Origin of the sequence: Kitasatospora sp. NPDC057512 (genome assembly GCF_042802135.1) — a bacterium.
Classification (GTDB): domain Bacteria; phylum Actinomycetota; class Actinomycetes; order Streptomycetales; family Streptomycetaceae; genus Kitasatospora.
This window is the reverse complement of record NZ_JBHVET010000772.1, coordinates 1-3,831: the sequence shown is the minus strand read 5'-3', so window position 1 is coordinate 3,831 and position 3,831 is coordinate 1. Positions and strand designations below refer to the sequence as shown.

At 77.6% G+C, this 3,831-nt stretch carries 1 protein-coding gene and 1 tRNA gene; one reads left to right on the top strand and one right to left on the bottom strand.

Going from position 1 to position 3,831, the window contains the following annotated elements:
* Nucleotides 1-2 precede the first annotated feature (2 nt).
* A tRNA-Ser gene (locus ACFU6K_RS33470) sits at nt 3-93 on the bottom strand.
* A 177-nt stretch (nt 94-270) separates the two neighbouring features.
* Between ACFU6K_RS33470 and ACFU6K_RS33465 the strand changes: the two genes are divergently transcribed.
* The gene (locus tag ACFU6K_RS33465; RefSeq protein WP_380669503.1) at nt 271-3,783 is read left to right on the top strand and encodes a PAS domain-containing protein; all 3,513 of its coding nucleotides are present in this window, start codon (nt 271-273) and stop codon (nt 3,781-3,783) included.
* Nucleotides 3,784-3,831: the final 48 nt, after the last annotated feature.

Genomic DNA, 3,831 nt, shown 5'->3' with positions numbered 1-3,831 from the left:
GGCGGAGGCTGAGGGATTTGAACCCTCGATCAGGAATAACCCCGAAACCGCATTAGCAGTGCGGCGCCATAGACCGGACTAGGCGAAGCCTCCCCACAGGGATCGTACCCGCGCGAGCGGAGCCGTTCCGTGTGTCAGTGATGATGCCACACCCGTGGGGCTCGGCACCAACCGCCGCCAACGTTACTAGGCGGGTCGACTCCGCCGCAAAGAAGAATGAGATACTGCCGTCTCCGGAGGAGCTGCCCCGAGCCGAGGAGACCTGTCGACGTGAGCAGCAGGCCGATCCGAGGCGCTGCTCGCCTCGCCGCCATACTCGACGCCCTGCCCGACGCGTTGTTGCTGGTGAACAGCAACGGCACCGTCGTGGACGCCAACAGCGCGGCGGTCCAGGCGTTGCAGGCGCCGGGCACCTCACTGGTCGGCATGGGCGTGCTGGGTCTGCTGCCCGAGTTCGACCCCAGCCGCATCCCCGGCTCGATGCGCCCGGCCACCCGCGACGGCGACGCCCTCGACCGCCCGGTCCGGATGACCGCCCACCGCACCGACGGCACCACCTTCCCGGTCGAGGTGTCCGGCAACGACTTCGCCGACGACGGCGACGGCCGCGGCTACGCGCGCTCCCCGTACGACTCGTACCGCGAGAACTCGCCCTCCTCCTCCGACCTGCTCCTGCTGCTGGTCCGCGACCTCTCCGGCCGGCTGGGCGTCGAGGCCGAGCTGCGCCGCCAGCACAAGCAGACCGAGATGATCCTGCGGGCCGCCGCCGAGGGCGTGCTCGGCGTGGACCTCGAAGGCCGCTGCGTGCTGGTCAACCCGGCCGCCGCGCACATCCTGGAGTACCGGGCGAGCGAGCTGGGCGGGCGCGAGCTGCACCCGCTGATCCAGCACTCCCGGGCCGACGGCACCCCGCTGGCGCTGGAGGAGTCGGCGCTGCTGGACACCCTCACCTCCGGGCGCAAGCACCGGGTGCGCGGCACCGTGCTGTGGCGCAAGGACGGCCGGCCGGTCACCGTCGACCTCACCACCGCCCCGGTCCGGGACGGCGACCAGCTGGTCGGCGCGGTGATGACCTTCACCGACCGCAGCCGCGAACTCGCCCTGGTCGCCCGCAACGAGCACCTCACCGCCGTCCTGGAGAGCGAGCTGGGCGGCGCGCTGAACGCGCTGAACCAGCGGCTCGACGCGCTCGCCGCCGACCCGGCCGGCCAGCTCTGGCCGGAGGCCAACTGGACGCTGCGCCGGCTGGCCGCCGAGTGCCGCCGGTACGGGAAGCTGATCGACGGGGTGCTCGACCACCAGCGCTGCGAGGCCGGCGAGAGCGGCGCCGCCGAGGCCAAGGACGGCAAGGACGGGAAGGACGGCAAGGAGCCCAAGGCCGGCGACAAGGACGGCAAGGACGGGCGGAAGGCCGCGTCCCGGGTTCCGGTCGGCCTGGACAAGGTGGTCCGCCGGGCCGTCGAGGAGGCCGGCGAGCTGGTCGGCCCCGGCCGGGTGCGGTTCTCGGTGCACGCCGCCGCGGTCGAGGTGATCGCCGACGAGCGGCGGCTGGCCCAGGCGCTGGCCCACCTGGTCGCCGACGTCAGCGGCGTCGGACTCTCCCTGGACGCCCCCGTCGCCCCCTCCCCCGGCCTGACCGTGCCCGGACTGAACGGCGCCGCCGCGCCCGCGCTTCCGCCCGCCCCCGAGCCGCCGACCGTCGTGCTGGCCGCCGCCCAGCGCGGCGAGGTCGCCCGGGTCGAGATCCGCGGCCCCGGCGTCGGCGGCAGCCCCGTCCACCTGCCGATAGCCCGCGCGGTGGTCGAGCGCCACGGCGGCGTGCTCCAGCCGCACGAGCTGCCCGGCAAGGCCGGCACCACGTACGTCGTCGAGCTGCCGCTGGACCCGGTCGCCGCGAAGGCCGCCGCCGAGCGCGCCGCCGCCGAAGGCCGCTCCGACCGGCCCAAGGAGGGCGACAGCGCCGTCCTGCCCGAGCTTCCGGGCATCCCGCAGCTGCCCAGCAGCGGCGAGGGCGCCGAGCCCGCGGCGGCCGACGAGCAGCCCGCTGCCGAGACCCCCGAGACCGCCGAGGCCCCCGCCGAGGAGCGGGTGCCCGCCGAGGAGCCGCCCGCCGAGCGGCGCGGCCGCCGCGGCCGACCGGCCGCCGAGACCCCGGCGTCCGACGCCCCCGGTACCCCCGGCAACCCCGACATTCCGGCCGACCAGTGGCCGAACGCCCCCGCCCGGGTCGAGCGGGCCGTCCCCGAACAGTGGAACGGCACCGGCAACGACCCCGCGTACGGCCGCCAGGGCCTGGCCGGGCCGGACGGCGCCCAGAGCGACCCGTGGGGCAAGGACGACGGCCGCTCCGGCCCCGCCTACGCCGTGCCCGTCGAGGGCCACCGGGCGCAGCCGAACCGCCCCGGCGGGCGCGAGCCGCTCGCCCTCGGTCCGGCCCCGACGCCCGCGCCCGCCGCCCCGGACGGCACCCCGCCCGGCGGCACCCCGACCGCCGAGGCCGCCCAGGAGCAGGCCTCCGGCGAGACCAGGCACCGCCGCCGCCGCGCGCTGCCCCCGACCGAGGAGTCCTCCGGCGGCTTCGCCCTGCCCGGGGCGGCCGACACCCCGGTCTACCCCGGCCTGGAGCACGCCCTGCCGGCCGGCCCCGCGCCCGCGCCGCCCGAACCGGCCGCCGCCCCGACCGGGCGCCGCCGCCGGCTGGCCGTCCCGCCGGGGCCCGGCCCGGACGCCCTGGTGAACGCCTCCGGCCCGGCCGGACAGGGAGGCCGGGAAGGCCAGGCCGGCCAGGCGCAGCCCTCCCCCGGCACCGCGCTGGCGCCGGCCCGGGCCGCGCTGCCCGCCGCCGAGGAGCCGTCCGGCCCGCGCCCGGTCGGCACCGGGCTGGGCGAGCTCGCCCCGCCGCGCCAGCTCGGCCCGGTGCCCGCCGCCGCGCCGCAGCCGCCCGTCCCGGCCGACGCCGCCCGGACCGCGCCGCGCCCGATGGCCGAGCTCCCGCCCGCCGACGAGCGGCCCGCGCCCGAGCAGCCGTCGGCCCCGACCGGCGAGCTGGCCAACACCCGCCGGCTGCTGGTCTGGCCCGAGCCCGACCCCGCCACCAAGCAGGCCCTCCAGGCGCGCGGCTACCTGCCGGTGATCGTCCGCTCCCGCGAGGAGGTGGACGCCCAGGTCGCCGGCTTCCCCGCCGCCCTCTTCGTCGACCCGCTGACCGGCCCGATCACCCGCACCGCGCTCCAGTCGCTGCGCACCGCGGCGCTCAACCGCAGGGTCCCGGTGCTGGTCACGGCCGGCCTCGGCCAGGCCACCCGGGACGCCGCGTACGGGGCCGACCCGGCGGTCCTGCTGCGCGCCCTCGCGCCGCGCGACGGCGAGCAGCACGCCCCGCGGGTGCTGCTGGTCGAGGGCGATCCGGACATCGCCGCCGCCATGATCAGCAGCCTGGAGCGGCGCGGCATGCACGTCGAGCACGCGGTGGACGAGAACGACGCGGTGGCCCGGGCCAGCAGCGTGCAGCCCAACCTGGTGGTGATGGACCTGCTGCAGATCCGCCGCCGCCGGGTCGGCCTGCTGGACTGGCTGCGCGCCAACGACCGGCTGCACCGCACCCCGCTGGTGGTCTACACCTCGGTGGACCTCGACCCGCGCGAACTGCCCCGGCTGCGCACCGGCGAGACGGTGCTGTTCCTCGCCGAGCGCTCGACCAGCGAGGACGTCCAGTCCCGGATCGTCGACCTGCTCGGGCGGATCGGCGCGATGGGCGAGGCGGGCGTCGCCGCCGCCGGCTGAAGCACGCCGAACACGTGGAAGGGCCGGCCGCCCCCGTCCGTACGGGGG